Origin of the sequence: Candidatus Lariskella endosymbiont of Hedychridium roseum (assembly GCF_964020185.1) — a bacterium.
Taxonomy (GTDB): domain Bacteria; phylum Pseudomonadota; class Alphaproteobacteria; order Rickettsiales; family Midichloriaceae; genus Lariskella.
On record NZ_OZ026538.1, the window covers coordinates 1,213,064 to 1,227,005 of the forward strand.

Consider the following 13,942-nt stretch of genomic DNA (forward strand, 5'->3'; position numbering starts at 1 on the left):
AAACTTTGTCTTTTTGATAAATTTCAAGCCAGCCTCTCGCCTAAAATAGAGTGATATTGCCGATTCCAAGTGAATAAAAATTTATTCTAAATACTAGTTTTCCATGCCTATTTTATAGAGCTTTAGCTATCACTAGTCGCCTACGTCATAACTATAAGAAGTGCAGGATTTATTTTGGCTGTAAGTCATTATGATGCACCGAAAGTCCAGTAGAAAAAGTGGTAAAATTGCCTCAAACTTTATAGATTTTGTATAATATTAGAGAATTGGCACAGGGCTGCACTTAAAAGCTAATTTTTGTATATTTAACTTTACGCAAAAATTGCTTTGCGTAAGCAAATAAATTTTTGACGGATAGACTATAAAACAAAGTATCTGCTCACAAATTTCAATAGCTCCAAATATGTATCCCAAGTATGTTAGACTACTGGTAAATATACATTTGAAAATTAATTATTTAGCAATCACACCTGAATTATTAGACCTCTTGCATAACCTGTTCCAAACTGTGATTTGATTGTCACTAAAACATAAAAACACTCACGTGGATCATTGTTTGGTGACGTTTTGCAAAAATCTACTCTATAAGAATTTCTACCTCAGAATGAGGTTATGCAAGAGGTCTATTAGATAAAATCGCTGCAAGTGATTATTCTTGGCTTACATCTGGTTGAGAATTATATCGATTGCTATATTCACTCTTCTTTAAATATATCTGGAGTGCAACTACAGCAGCAGGCGTAATGCCTTGCACTCTCCTTGCTTCTGCGATAGTAGTAGGCCTAACATTTGATAATTTAAGACGTACCTCATTTGAAAGTGCTTTTATCATGCTGTAATCTATATTACCAGGAATCTTTATAGCAGATTCCTCTGATAATATCTCGATATCTTTATTTTGGCGATCTTGATATGATGCATAAAGCGCCTCTATTTTCAAAATACTAACCAATTTTTGATCATAAAGCCGAATTTTATCATAAAGGCCGCAAATGATGTTATAGTCTATATTCTGCATGCCAATTATCTCTAAAAGCGTTCTTCTAACGCCATCTTTAGAAATATTTAATCCGAATTTCGCTAGTTGATTAGGCGTAAAAGTAACATTTGATAATTCAGCTTTTAGTCTTTTTAAATTAGCCTGTCTTATCTCGTAATCGCTCAACCTATCAATTCCAATTACACCTATTTTAGCAGCATTCTGAGTAAGCCTTGAATCAGCATTATCAGGTCTCAGTAATATTCTAAACTCAGCGCGAGACGTCATCATCCTATACGGCTCAACTGTTCCAAATGTAATTAGATCACTCACCATAACACCTATATATGCATCCGCTCTACCTACTATATATTGCTCATTACAAAGTGAAAGTGCGGCGTTCATACCAGCTAGCACTCCTTGCCCAGCTGCTTCTTCATATCCCGTTGTCCCATTAATCTGCCCAGCTAAAAATAGTCCACTTATTTTCTTTACCTCAAGTGTTGGTTTTAACTCCCTTGGATCTATATAATCATATTCTATTGCGTATCCATACCTTGCGATTTTGACATCTTCAAGTCCATGAATAAAACGCAGCATCTTATCTTGCACCTCTTCAGGAAGTGATGTGGAAATTCCATTTGGATATATTAACTCATTATCCAAACCTTCTGGCTCTAAAAAGATTTGATGCCTCTCTTTATCAGCAAAACGTGTAATTTTATCTTCTATCGAAGGACAGTATCTTGGACCACTACCTGTGATTTGCCCCGAATATATTGAAGAAAGATGTAAATTCTCTCTAATGGTTTCGTGCATATTGTGACTTGTATATGTAATATAGCAATCTATCTGCGGATTTTTTACTTCACTATTTAAATATGAAAATGGAACTGGTGGATTGTCACCAGGTTGTTTTTCAAGTAAATCCCACTTTATAGAATCTTTAAGCAATCTTGGCGGAGTTCCAGTTTTTAATCTACCAGTATTTAGCCCATATGCTTTAAGTCTTTCAGCAAGCATAATTGATGCATTTTCTTGAAAACGCCCAGCGTTTTTTGTTTTATTCCCAACATGAATAACACCACCTAAAAATGTACCAGTAGTCAGCACTACAGACGTTGCTAATATACGCTCAGAGCCACAAACTACGCCTTGTACTTTTCCAGACTCCAATATCAAATCTGTTACTTCCATCTCAAGTATTGTAAGATTTTTATAACAGGATAAAATACTCTGCATAGCAGCTTTATAAAGCTTTCTATCTGCTTGAGCACGGGGGCCCCATACTGCTGGTCCTTTACTGCTGTTTAACATTTTATAATGGATGCCAGCCATATCTATAGCAACTCCCATAAGTCCATCTAGAGCATCAACTTCTCTTACGATTATTCCCTTTGCCACACCTCCAATTGAAGGATTACAAGACATTTCTCCTATATTGTTGAAACTATATGTAATTAAACAAGTTTTTGCTCCAATTCTTGCGGATGCAGCTGCAGCCTCAACACCAGCATGCCCAGCACCGACTACAACAACGTCAAAATTCATCATAATTGTAATTTCAGCTTAGTTTATATTCGATTCAATTATCAAAACTTAAAGTCTTTCTATAATGCGAGTCGCCAATTATTTTATCTGTCCGTCAAAACTCGATTTTCTGCGCAAATAAATTTTTGCCGCAAGTTAAATATACAAAAATTATCTTAAAAACGGGCCCCCGCGCTAATTTTCGGATATATAATTTCTCACAGATACTGGCAAATACTACTTTAGGCACTGCCAGCAAAGTATTTATAACCGATATAAATCCAGCACTCCTTAGAGTTATGATGCAACTACTATTTTATAATTGGCGATGCGTCCTGATTATAGCCCTATTAACCAAGTTATTATATCAGACTTTTTCTGGCCTGATTTTTAAAGTATTACTTCGTTAATTTCCTCGCAAATATATAGTATTGAACTCAGAAATTAACTTGTACTCTAAAAAATCATGCTATTAAAATCCACGCGTATGCACTTACTTAAGGCAGCGCCTAATCAGCAACTCAAGATTTATAATACTAAAAGGTCGTTTTATAAGCTAATTTTGCGAAGGAATAAATAGGAAAATACGATGTAATAAATGCACTAACAAATTCTTACATTGATAACTAGTTTTTATTGCCTAAATGACTGCACTGAAAACATTATTTATACCATGCACTTATTACTTTTTATACATGTATATAATCGCCATACTTTTCAAAATTGGCGCCTTTAAAATGCTCTTCATGTATTTTGTGTTGCATTGCCGGTAAAATAGCATTCTAGAAAAAGGTAAATAAAGTGCTAAATCACCATTTAAAGGCATCACTCATGCTTAATGAATTCTATGCTAGCAGTCTGCTTAATAGTATCTGAGATATTTGAATTAAAACTATCAGAAGCACCGACGCGCGGTTCATCTAAAAGATCCTTATTCTCTTGCTCTTGAATAACATCTTCTTGCTCTATTTTAGAATCCTCTTCCACTTTTGATTGTGCACCTGAAGACATACTGTTAAACATCATCTTCCCTATCAAATTTTCAATATTTACTGAGGACTGAGTAAACGTTATATTATTACCATCTTGTAACATTTCATCTTCTCCACCCGGTACCAGAGACACATATTTATCTCCAATCAATCCACTAGATACAATCTCAGCAGAAGTATCCTTTGGGAGAGAAACACTTTCATATATATCCATAGTAATGCGAGCTGCATAACTAACTCTATCCAACGACTGCCCAGATACTCTACCAACTTTTATACCGCTAACTCTAACTAAACTACCAACCTCTATACCATCTATCCTATCAAAGTCTGCAGTGATCTTATAAAACTTTTCATTCACCTTATCGATGCTACCTGTGTTATAAGCTTTATAAAGGAATAGCGCTGCTACTACCAGTACCACAGCTCCAACTATTGTTTCAGTCAAGTTCTTATTCATAGTCTATCTACAAATGTTTTATTATATAAATAATAACAGCGCGCTTGTTAGATCCTTTGAAAACTACTAAATCTCACCTTTTGATATTCCATTTTTATAAAATCAATTGAAATAATCACAACACAAGCACACCAAAATCTTCTAATCTCTCTCAGTCACAACAACATGAAACTTACCATCTGACATCTCAACTCTTAATTTCTTCCTAACTGTAACAGCGTTGCAAGAAGTTAGCAAATTCCCCACATCATCATAAACCAAAGCCAAACCACGCTTTAACAAGCGATCAGTGCCATTACGCTTAATAGCTATAGCAATTGTTTCAAGAGCAGCACGCATTTTTTTGAAGTATAACATTAAAGCATCTTCTAGCCTATAATTTAAATACACCAAATCTTTATCAGCACTCTGTATTTTTTGGTCTAATATTACAATGATATGTCTTATGTGCAAAATACTCTGGACTTCACTGCGTTTTTTGTGAATCAAACTTTGCGCAATATAACTGAATCTTTGATATATCGAAACACGTTTTAGTTTGTTAATATTATAAAAATACTCAAAATTCTTACAAATTGAAATATATAGCTTCTGTAGATTCGTTAAATTCATGCACAAAAAGTCTTCTGTCTCGATGAATGCTCTTGATATAAGAGCTGCTATTCTCTTAATTAGATCATCTCGCACTGGTAAAGCCATCTCAATTGCAGCAGTAGGCGTTGGAGCTCTTAAATCCGCCACTAAGTCACATAGTGTTACATCTGTTTGATGACCAACTGCTGACACTATTGGTATATTCGAAGCATATATAGCACGCACTAATATTTCTTCATTGAAAGGCCAGAGATCTTCTATGGAGCCTCCACCCCTCGCAACAATGACCACATCTATTTTTTTCCCTGCTGTCAAATCGTTCAAATTGTGTATTGCATCAGCAATTTGTGATGCAGCACCCTTACCTTGAACAGCTACATCATAGACCAATACTTCAATTGGAAATCTATCTCTTATTCTATGTAGCATGTCATGCAACACAGCACCCTTTTCCGATGTAACAAGCGCTATAACTTTTGGCAGTAAAGGTAACTTTTTTTTGTGCGCTAGATCAAACAATCCTTCTTCAGTTAGCATCTGCTTGCGCTTTTCAAATAATGCAAGCAGAGCGCCTCTACCCGCCATTTCAAGCTTTGACAATATAAGCTGATATGATGATCTTCCAGGATATGCAGTAATGCTTCCTGAACAGACTACCTCCATTCCATCCTCTATATCCATAGGGAAAACGCAAGTGTTCCCCCGCCAACAAACAATATTAAGCAACGAATCATTATCTTTCAGATTAAAATATACATGTCCAGAAGAGGCAACCTTATACCCAGATACCTCACCCTGAACACGCACATAAAAGAAGCTATTTTCTATACATTCCTTAATCAAGCCAGAAAGCGCAGAAACAGTATAAACCAAATCTTCCTTCAAGACATCAACCAGCTTATCATCACTAGCATCTGGAACCATTAGATCAATGTATCCTTGCTTTAAGTCGCTTTTGTTCAAAACCTTCGACATCCTTACTTTAGCATTCCTGCCATAGAAGTTATGGTATCTTGTACACCTTTTACAGAAGCATCAAACATTGCTTTTTCCTCACTTGTGAGAGGAATTTCTATAACTTTCTCAACACCACCCGCTCCTATCACAACTGGTACACCAGTATAAACATCTTTAAAACCATATTCGCCATTCAGATAAGCGGCACAAGGTAATATCATTTTTCTATTCAACAAGTAAGCTTCCGCCATTTCCATTGCAGATGCAGCTGGAGCATAAAAAGCAGAACCTTTCTGTAATAACTGTACTATTTCTCCACCACCATTCTTGGTCCGCGTTACTATATCATTAACTTTCGCTTCAGTAATCAAGCCCATCTTTATTATATCTGATAGTGCAATGCCCCCAACCGTAGTATATCTAATAATTGGCACCATAGAGTCTCCATGCCCACCAAGTACAAACGCTGAGACATCCTGAACTGATACATTTAGCTCTCTTGCCAGGAACAACCTAAAGCGCGCAGTATCAAGTACACCAGCCATTCCAACAACCTTTTTACTGGAAAGTCCGCTAAACTTCTTAAACGCATAAACCATGGAATCCAGAGGATTCGTCACGATTATGACAAAAGCATTCGGAGCATAACGCTTTACTCCATCAGCTGCTATTTTCATTACCTCAACATTTGTAGAAAGTAAATCATCTCTACTCATACCAGGCTTGCGCGCAACACCTGCAGTTATTATAACTACATTTGCGCCTTCTAAGTCTTTATAATCTGCTGTACCAGTAATCGCAGCATCACAACTTTCAACAGGGAGACTTTGTGCTATATCAAGAGCTTTACCTTTTGCAAAATCTTCTGTCTTATCCAATATTACTATATCACCAAGACACTTCATGCTTGCAAGATGCGCAAGCGTTCCTCCTATATTACCGCCACCTATTAGCGCTATCTTGTTCACATTTTGCATAAGCAACCCCCCGTAATGGATAAATAATTTGATGTTAAATATTCTTCACGCTTTTATCAATCACTCTTTTTAGCAAAAACCTGAGATTTTCTAACTTTAATCTTTACTTGTGCAACGGCTTCGTAACCAAAATAGCTATTTACTCTTGAGATGATTGTCTGCTGGCAAGATTGCATCTCAAGAGCAAACCCTGGATTCGAAATTTCAATCGTTAATGTGCCACGAGCTCTACTTTCTCCATTAAACGCGATATCACTTGGATAGCTAATATTCGCAAGACCTCGCCCAACTATATCTATCCAGTTTGCTCCTATCTTTTGTGCAACTGCATCACAACTACTGAGAATATTGCCAAGCACAGTATTCGTTACAATATTGAGGCTTTTGAAGCCAGCTTTTAATCGACTATTCCTTAACATGTTATGTACCTATCTAAATGGTATCACAAGATACATTTATACCCCCTATCAAGTAACTTGGCAATTGAACAATAAGACATCGCTGTTTTTAATACATTGCTTATTTCGTTAACATTCTATATATAAAATAGCAATATTCATAAAAAGCCTTTATATACGACCGAAAACTAGATTTATCAATATCATCCCAATAACAGCACAAGTAATATCAATATCATCAACAGAAATTACATATTGAATCAATCATTATGTTATTGCATTATAAAATTCACGACAATACATAACTCACAGCATTTGCTAACTTTATAGGTTTTGTTGCAATAAGTGTGTAAAGGTTAAGCAGCTTTGGTAAATCCAAAGAACCAACCAGTTGATGTTTTCCGCATTTTGCTATATCCTCTGTCTTCTTATGTGTATATTATGTCAAACTTCAAGTTCTGTTGAATAAATATACTATTTACCGACCTTACTTCCAAATAGAACCACATGCATAATTATCAACGGCACCACAGCACGCTTCGTAAGCTTAACAAATCTATTATAACTTACCAACTTCGGAAATTCTGATGTATAGTACATATTTAGACATTCTTGATAAAAATCTTTAAACATACGATGATGATTCAAATGAAAAGCCACAAGTATTGTCATAATTTCTAATAAGCTCATCATATATCACATTCTCCTCAGCATTCTCTCGCTACATGACACAAGTCTCTTCAGGTTCAATTCAAATTAGCTTCAAAAGTCATCTATATAATAGTATATCCCTCAGAACGTAGTGGTTTTAGAGGAATTCTAATGACTACCCCTTCTTCTTATTCCGCTACTCTCATTCCTTAGATCGAGCTGAGGTTAAATATTTGAGAGTTTTCACAATTAGATAGAAGTATGATATGATCACTTTTTTAAAAACTAAAGAGTGGTTTTATGGTTTGTTGTAAGGGATGTTGCTCTGATATCTTTGTAAAGAATGGCATTGTGAGGGGGTGTACAGCGTTATAAGTGCAGATCATGTTCTAAATTTTGTTGAGGGCGATCTGGGCAAGAAGCCTCAAACAGCTGTTAAGAAAGCATTATGCGTTATGCTATATAGTCTTGGTAATGGCTCTTTTTCTATGTTATGCAAGATATTATGGCATTCGGCGTCCATAATTTATCGCTGGGTAGTAGAGGCGATGGGCAAGACTCAGGAGCCAGTTGTCTCTTCGGATATTATGGAGATGGAATTCGACGAGATGTGGCATTTTATTGGTTCAAAAAAAACAAGCTTTGGATCATTAAGGCAGTTGATCGTAGTACAAGGAGAACAGTTGCCTGGGTTACAGGCAATCGTGATACTGCAACATTCCAAAAGCTCTACAACAAAGTGAGTCATCTGAAAGAATGTCATTTTTATACGGATGATTGGGATGCTTTTTCTAAAATTTTACCCAAAGAGCGTCATACAATTGGAAAGTCTGGCACAGTATGTATCGAGAGAGATAATAGCAACACGCGACATCATTTATGCCGAATGACACGGCGCACTAAAATCGTTTCTAAAAAAGAGTCAATGGTATACGGATCCATCAAGCTTTGGTGCGCTCTTACTATTACACAAATATTCAAACAATATCAAGAACAGCTCTTATCTATCTTTATGTGAAAACTCTCAAATATTTATGCATCTGTAAGATTAGTTGCAGCAAAAGTCTCAAAATTCCGTCCAGAAGACTCAATTTCTTTTCATACTGCTGCATTTCTTGCTTTAACAAACGCTGGATTGCTATAATCTACCATGTTCTTAGCACTTCTTTTTTGATATTATAGAGGTGTGCGATATACAACAGCTTCTTCGATATTGCACTCATAATTCCTTAATAAATTATAAAGCATTATATTGTAAATATGGTCGATTATTAAAATCACATTGGCATGATAAATAATTAGTATGGAGTATAGTATCAAAATAAGCATGCAAATCTCTACTGCTATATACCTATTTGTATCGTTGAAAGTCGCAATACACTTAGGTTATAGACTTTACAATCTATGCTTTGAAGATATATAAGTTCATTACATGAAGCAAATTGATATAAAAAAGGGTTTAGCAGCATTAGATAATGCTATATGTTCTGCGCCTGAAACACCTGGTGTTTATAAGATGCTGGATAGCGCAGGTGTTGTGATATATATAGGCAAAGCAAAAAATATCAGGAAGAGACTGTCTCAGTACAAGCGAATCGATAAAATGCCAAATAGACTGAGATTGATGATTACACTACTTCATGCAATTGATACTCTGGTGACGGATAATGAATCAGATGCACTGATTCTGGAAGCAAATCTTATCAAATCTTTTGATCCAAGATTCAATATCGCGCTCAGAGATGATAAATCATTTCCATATATTGCGATTTATTTCAATCATGAATTTCCTAGAATAGCTAAACATAGAGGTGCCAAAAACATACAAACAAGATATTACGGACCGTTCTCCAGTGTTGAAAACCTAGAAGCCACAATCAGTGAGTTGCAAAAGATTTTTATGATTAGGTCGTGTACAGATAATTATTTCACAGCCAGGCGATCCCAAATGAGGCCATGTTTACTATATCAAATAAAAAGATGCAGTGCTCCTTGTGTAAACAAAATTACACAAAAAGACTATGCACAATCAATAGATCAAGTCATCGACTTTCTTTCGGGTAATAGCAAAAATATACAAAATGAATTGATAGATCTGATGAATACAGCAAGTACAAAGCTGGATTTTGAGAGAGCAGCTGTCTTGCGAGATAGAATTGCTTTACTAACACAAATGCAGAAAAAGCGAATAATGCTGGATTATAAGAATGATGCGGAAATCCACATTTTTGCTCATTATAGAAACGCATTGAATGCATGCTTACACTTAATTTTTATGCGTAATGGAAAGAATTATCAGAATCAACAATATTTCCTAAAAGATGTAGATACTCGTGACTATCATAATTCTATTAACATATTCATTTTGCAATTATATGAAGATATAGAGATGCCCCAGGAAATCTGGATTAACACAGAAGAGGCTGAGGCCACTATTTTACAAAATGCACTTATTTCACTGGCAAAGAGAAAAAATAAAGGAAATATATATTATCCAAAAGTTGTAATACCAAAGCTAGCATCTTTAGAACATAATATAATGGAATTTGCTACGAAGAATGCAAGACACGCTTTGATTAATCAAATGCAAAAGTACTCTAAACAACATGCTATGCTCCAAAGAATGCAAGAGGTATTTGGATTGCAAAGGATTCCAGAAAGGATTGAAGTGTATGATAACAGTCATATTTTTGGAAAATTTTCATTTGGATGTATGATTGTTGCAACTCCAGATGGCTTTGACAAAAGAGAGTATAGAAAATTTAAAATAGAGCATGACACTAATTCGGATGATTATTATATTTTAAACCAAACATTAAGCAGAAGATTAAAACATTTACAAAGTGCTGCTTGTCCTGATGTTATTTTGATAGATGGTGGTGCTGGACATTTAGCAGTTGCTATCAAAATACTGGAATTAAACAAGCTAGATCAAGAGATAGATGTTATATCTATAGCAAAAGGAGAAAAAAGAAATGCTGGTGAAGAATGGTTCTTTACTCCAAAGAAAGGCAAGTTTCAATTAGAAAAAAATGATCCGTTGTTATTCTATTTGCAAAATCTTAGAGATGAGGCTCATAGATTTGCAATCAGCACACATAGAAAGGCGAGAACCAAAGCAACGCTAAAATCTCTAATATCAGATGTCCCAGGCGTTGGAGAAAAAAGAATGAAGACTTTGCTGACTATATTTGGTTCATACGAGAGAATCACCAGCGCTTCAATAGAAGAACTATCGTGTATAAAAGCGATCGGCAAAAAGACTGCTGAAAAAATAGTAAATATTTGTAAGCAGCGTAATCTTTAGGCACTGCCTTCATAACTAGTACGCGCGTGGATTTGAAAGGCATGATTTTTAGAGTACCAGTTAGTCCATCCCTTAAACATCATTTCATGCTTCTTCTGAGACTCTTGGCGCGCGTACTAGCAAATCAATTTTTGGCGGATGGACTTACTATACCAGATTTAGTGTTTTGTTTTTTAATATGAAAGATCTGTCTGCAATTTTTGCAAGATCTGAATTGTGCGTTACAAGTACAACAGATGCTCCTCTTTCTTTAGCTTCATTAAAGAGCAAATCTGCTACAATCTTTGAATTAGTTTCATCGAGATTGCCTGTAGGTTCGTCAGCTAGAATAATTTTTGGGAAATTTACAAGTGCTCTTGCAACTGCTATTCTTTGTTGTTCCCCACCAGATAATCGTGAAGCCAAGGAATGTCGCCTATCCCAAAGCTCAAGTTTTTTTAGAAGCAGTTCGGCATTTTGTTTCGCACTGGATGACGAAGCGCCAGATATGAGTTGTGTGATAATAAGGTTTTCCAGTACAGTAAACTCAAGTAATAGATAATGAAATTGGTATACAAAACCTATAAGCTTTCTGCGAGCTTCTGCTTTTAAGCGATCAGACGCCTTTGAATAGCAATGCCCTGATATAAAAACATCGCCACATGACGGCGTATCAAGTAGCCCCATAATGTGCAATAATGTGCTCTTTCCAGAGCCTGAGCGCCCGATAATAGAGACAGAATCTCCATCAGCTAATTTGAGGTTGACATCCTCAAGAACTCGGGTGCTGGAGTTATATTCATTATAATCCTTAGTAATGCTACTTAGTTCTATAGACATCAAACACGTCCTATACGTTGCATATAGTGCACGATATTAAAACAAAAGCGTACACACTACTAATAAATCTAACTGCTAAGCTTCTTTTCTTCAAATAGTACATGCTTTCTAACAATCGGATCATACTTGCGAAAGCTCAATTTTTTTGTGAGTTTTTTTGGATTTTTTTTCTTTACTAGAAAGTAACCAGTTCCAGCGGAGCTAGCTAACTTTATTGACACAGTATTTTTCTTAGCCATTGATATTTTCCATCTATAAGTAATACATAAAGTAATTACACTACACAAACAAACCTTGAAAGTAGCAGCTCAAACCACAAAATTCAGGTCAAATAAAATGTGCAATTTAAAGCCGAGGTAGCTAACAGAAAAAGCTTCACTAAAGTTAGTTCACTGTAAGTAAGCTTTGTATAGCTTCCAAAAATTTAAAAGAGCAAGAGTGATATGTACCACATTGCAAGGAATACACAAAAATCTAGAATGAGAGACAAGCAAACTAAAAACACCACTAGAACTTTTGTACTATGACAAACAAAGCTGTTTTTCGAAATTTTTACACCACTTAGTCTTTTTGAAAAAGACAATGAGAAAAATACCAAACTCCTCAGCAAATGAGCAGTATATCAGGCATGTGAGCCATCTGGGAATAACATAGAGCATCCTCATGCAATACACTTAAACTGCACGGATTTTATTATCTATATTCAATGTTGTCAATTGTTATAGGTAATTTTGAAATACATAGTCTATCCATTCAAAAGCGATTTGCTTGCGCAAATAAATTTTTGCTGGAGAAGTGAAATGTATAAAAATTAGCTTTTAGGCGCGGCAATGCGCTAATTTTAGGATGTATAATTTATCCTGTACTTAGCCAAAATACTACTTAAGCACCTTGCCTGTAGTACCTCATAAAATCCATAATGTTTGAGGCAATTTTGTCACTTTTTCTGCCATACTTTCAGTGCTTCATAATCACTTACGACCAAGATAAATCCTGTCCTTCGAAAGTTATGACACATGCAACTTGATAAACTATGTTATCAGAATTCTTGTGCTTTGAAGTTCTTTAGTGGATGCGTATACATAAATCTCTAACATTCAAGCATGACTTAAAGGTTATATTGCTCAGTTATCTGTTGTTCTAGTATATCGTCAAGTGACATCTTCACTCCTATAATTTCTCCATTTTCGTCGAAGTCGATAAATGAGTGATAGTCTGCACATGTAATTTTCAATACACTGCTTGTATAAGCTCCTACAACATGCTCAGGGTTTGATGCTTTGCATTCAATTTCTATTTGAGTTTTCGCAGAAATTCGCTTTACTCCTATCGCTTTGCAAAGATCAATCGTAGGGTTGGCAACTGCTCTAGGCGCATCATGCATATTCAGAACCCTGTATTCTCCTCCTATATCACATACAGTGATATCTTCTTGAAGAGAATCCATATCTATCTTGAGCCTTCCTATTATATCTTTCTTTAGAAAATTGATGCAAGGCTCCAGATCATTAATTTTGTGTTCATCACTTAGCATTTTGCACTGCAAAGTATCCTGCCCACGCAATAGGCAAGCTATAACACTTATATCTATATATTTTTTTCCATTCTTTGCTGTTTTAAATATTTTACCAGTAGAAACAGTATCTCTTTCTGTATTCACACTGAGCAAGCTAATTTTTTGATGATATGTTTCATATCCTGTTGTATAAGCCTTATAAACCCTTTTACTTGAGTCAATGTGATATATGTTATATAAAGATTTTGGTGAATTTATATCAATTATAGCTTCATATACGTTTGTAAAAACAAAACCTTCGATTTGCTGATGTATACCATTGTCTCTCTCAAATATCCCAACAAAACGAAAGTTACTGACGTCAAATGAGTGCTGGGCAGCTTTTTCTAATATATCATCATATGCAAGATAGTAACTTGGATTTATTGGATTCAAGAAATTGCTGCTCCAAGACATTAGAAATGCTAATATCTCATTAGATCCTAGTGTAGCCGATGTATTCGTGAGTTTTAAGCCACCAACATCACATAAACTGCAGTTGTAATATCTTATAATTTGCTCGTATTTCTGCACTGCTGGCGCAATGCGTTGATCTTGAGTATAACTTTGAAGTGTAGACAGCTTAATGTTGCAAATTACTTTGAACATATGAATAATTAGATTATTGTTCTACAAATGAAAAATTGATCACAAATAATATTTAAAATGCATCTGCTATATAAAACCTCAAAAGATCAATTGTAATTGGCTTTGAATGCTCTG

11 protein-coding genes are annotated in these 13,942 nt (G+C 35.3%); 3 read left to right on the plus strand and 8 right to left on the minus strand.

The annotated features are described in order from the left end of the window. Positions 1-649: 649 nt before the first annotated feature. From mnmG to AACK98_RS06230, 5 genes are all read right to left on the minus strand, one after another. Positions 650-2,533, minus strand: coding sequence for a tRNA uridine-5-carboxymethylaminomethyl(34) synthesis enzyme MnmG (mnmG, locus tag AACK98_RS06210; protein WP_339040789.1), 1,884 nt, complete (start codon positions 2,531-2,533; stop codon positions 650-652). 801 nt (positions 2,534-3,334) lie between these two features. Then, positions 3,335-3,961, minus strand: a complete 627-nt coding sequence (gene mlaD / locus AACK98_RS06215; RefSeq protein WP_339040791.1) for an outer membrane lipid asymmetry maintenance protein MlaD — start codon at positions 3,959-3,961, stop codon at positions 3,335-3,337. A 141-nt stretch (positions 3,962-4,102) separates the two neighbouring features. Further along, the gene (gene xseA, locus AACK98_RS06220) at positions 4,103-5,518 is read right to left on the minus strand and encodes an exodeoxyribonuclease VII large subunit (RefSeq protein ID WP_339040793.1); all 1,416 of its coding nucleotides are present in this window, start codon (positions 5,516-5,518) and stop codon (positions 4,103-4,105) included. A gap of 14 nt (positions 5,519-5,532) precedes the next feature. Then, on the minus strand, positions 5,533-6,489 hold the full coding sequence (gene mdh / locus AACK98_RS06225) for a malate dehydrogenase (RefSeq protein WP_339040795.1): 957 nt from the start codon (positions 6,487-6,489) through the stop codon (positions 5,533-5,535). Positions 6,490-6,545: 56 nt separating this feature from the next. Then, positions 6,546-6,908, minus strand: coding sequence for a DUF721 domain-containing protein (locus tag AACK98_RS06230; RefSeq protein WP_339040797.1), 363 nt, complete (start codon positions 6,906-6,908; stop codon positions 6,546-6,548). A 989-nt stretch (positions 6,909-7,897) separates the two neighbouring features. Between AACK98_RS06230 and AACK98_RS06235 the strand changes: the two genes are divergently transcribed. The 3 genes from AACK98_RS06235 (at position 7,898) to uvrC (ending at position 10,845) form a co-directional block, all read left to right on the plus strand. Next, positions 7,898-8,281: a hypothetical protein gene (locus AACK98_RS06235; RefSeq protein WP_339040357.1), complete on the plus strand. Its 384-nt coding sequence runs from the start codon at positions 7,898-7,900 to the stop codon at positions 8,279-8,281. Beyond that, on the plus strand, positions 8,188-8,556 hold the full coding sequence (locus tag AACK98_RS06240; protein ID WP_339042483.1) for an IS1 family transposase: 369 nt from the start codon (positions 8,188-8,190) through the stop codon (positions 8,554-8,556). Before AACK98_RS06235 ends, AACK98_RS06240 begins: the two co-directional genes overlap by 94 nt. A 414-nt stretch (positions 8,557-8,970) precedes the next feature. Next, positions 8,971-10,845, plus strand: a complete 1,875-nt coding sequence (uvrC, locus tag AACK98_RS06245; RefSeq protein WP_339040799.1) for an excinuclease ABC subunit UvrC — start codon at positions 8,971-8,973, stop codon at positions 10,843-10,845. Positions 10,846-10,992: 147 nt separating this feature from the next. On the opposite strand, the gene AACK98_RS06250 is transcribed toward uvrC, so the two are convergent. The 3 genes from AACK98_RS06250 to AACK98_RS06260 all read right to left on the minus strand — a co-directional run bounded on the left by AACK98_RS06250 (position 10,993) and on the right by AACK98_RS06260 (position 13,636). Then, entirely contained in the window at positions 10,993-11,664 is a 672-nt protein-coding gene (locus AACK98_RS06250; RefSeq protein ID WP_339040801.1) for an ABC transporter ATP-binding protein, read from the minus strand. Between the two features lie 68 nt (positions 11,665-11,732). Further along, entirely contained in the window at positions 11,733-11,903 is a 171-nt protein-coding gene (rpmG, locus tag AACK98_RS06255; protein ID WP_339040803.1) for a 50S ribosomal protein L33, read from the minus strand. An 869-nt stretch (positions 11,904-12,772) separates the two neighbouring features. Then, the gene (locus AACK98_RS06260; RefSeq protein WP_339040805.1) at positions 12,773-13,636 is read right to left on the minus strand and encodes a hypothetical protein; all 864 of its coding nucleotides are present in this window, start codon (positions 13,634-13,636) and stop codon (positions 12,773-12,775) included. Positions 13,637-13,942: the final 306 nt, after the last annotated feature.